Source organism: Aequorivita sediminis (assembly GCF_032080575.2).
Lineage (GTDB): Bacteria > Bacteroidota > Bacteroidia > Flavobacteriales > Flavobacteriaceae > Aequorivita > Aequorivita sediminis.
In genome coordinates this window covers 1-1,410 of record NZ_JAVLSO020000025.1, presented here as the reverse complement: position 1 = coordinate 1,410, position 1,410 = coordinate 1, and the positions used below count along the sequence as shown (strand labels likewise).

Annotated in this window: 1 protein-coding gene; it reads left to right on the top strand. The window is 41.1% G+C overall.

Annotated elements, in window-relative coordinates; all coding sequences use genetic code 11:
• Window positions 1-89: 89 nt before the first annotated feature.
• Window positions 90-1,410 (top strand): IS1182 family transposase (locus RT250_RS13445; protein WP_313115399.1); only part of this gene is annotated, 1,321 nt, incomplete at its 3' end.

The following is a 1,410-nucleotide window of genomic DNA, read 5'->3' as shown; positions in this document are numbered from 1 at the left end:
ACCGTCAGACTGTCTCAAAACTTAATAAGTTTGTTGAAAACTCATTGCACTCTCTTTAGATGCTGCCTTGGTTATTTGTATCTTAAGGTATGGAATATCAACAAGGAGAAAACCGTCAACAACTCGCTTTATATACTAGCTGTTTGGACGACATGGTACCGCAAGACAACTCGGTACGCTTTATCGATCAGTTTGTAGAAAGCATCGACCTACAGGAGATGGGGTTTGAGTCTTTACCCTCTCAAGGAAGACCGCCGTATAACCCTGCAGATTTATTGAAATTGTATATCTATGGCTATATGAACCGTATGCGTTCCTCTAGACAATTAGAAAAAGAATGTCATCGTAATTTAGAAGTAATTTGGCTTTTGAAAAATTTAAAACCAGATCACAATACCATTGCGAGATTTAGAAAAGAAAACCCTAAGGCCATCAAACGTGTTTTTCGTTACAGTGTTGAGATTGCCAAAAACTTTAACCTTATTGGAGGATTGTTAATTGCTGGAGATTCTACAAAACTTCGGGCACAAAACAGCAAGAAAAACAATTACAACAAAAAGAAAATTGAACGGCATCTGGCCTATATCGAGGATAAACTCAAAGAACACAGCCTCGCATTAAAACAAGCAGACGGAGATAAGGCAGAAGCGCTCAGCACAGAGATAGCCAAGCATAAAAAACACCACAAGAAATACACCCGTATCAAACAGGAGCTCGAGGCGGACAAAAGTTCGGAAAATCCGCAATTATCCACATCAGATCCTGATAGTAGACACCAAATTGTACGGGGAATGATCACTGAGGTTTGCTACACACTTCAAACTACTGTGGATGATCAAAACAAAATACTTATCGATTACAAACTAACCAATCAAAACGATAAGAAAGCCATGGGCATGATGTTGCGCCGGGCCAAATCCATTTTACGAACCAACAAATTTACCGCCCTTTACGACAAAGGCTATCATACCGGAAGCGAGTTTTGTACGGCCCATCAGCTAGACATTAAAACGCTTGTGGCCATACCCGCCATTGGGCGTGCTAGCCAGGCACCGCATCCGAAGTACAATGCCGAGAATTTTATATACAATCAAAAAACCGACACCTACACCTGCCCCGAAGGACATAAACTAACCAGTAACCAAAGCCACTATAAAACAAGAAACTACACTTTTAAACAGTACAAAACCAAGGCGTGCAAAGGTTGTTCAGTTCGCAGTTTATGCACCAAGGCAAAAAACGGAAAAATTGTTCAACGCAGTGAATACGCCCCATATATAGAAGCTAATGCCCTTCGAGTGACCCAGAACAAACAACGCTATAAACAACGTCAAGCGCTGGTCGAACACCCTTACGGCACCTTAAAACGCCAGTGGGGCTTTGATTACATAATTACCAAAAGAAAGATAG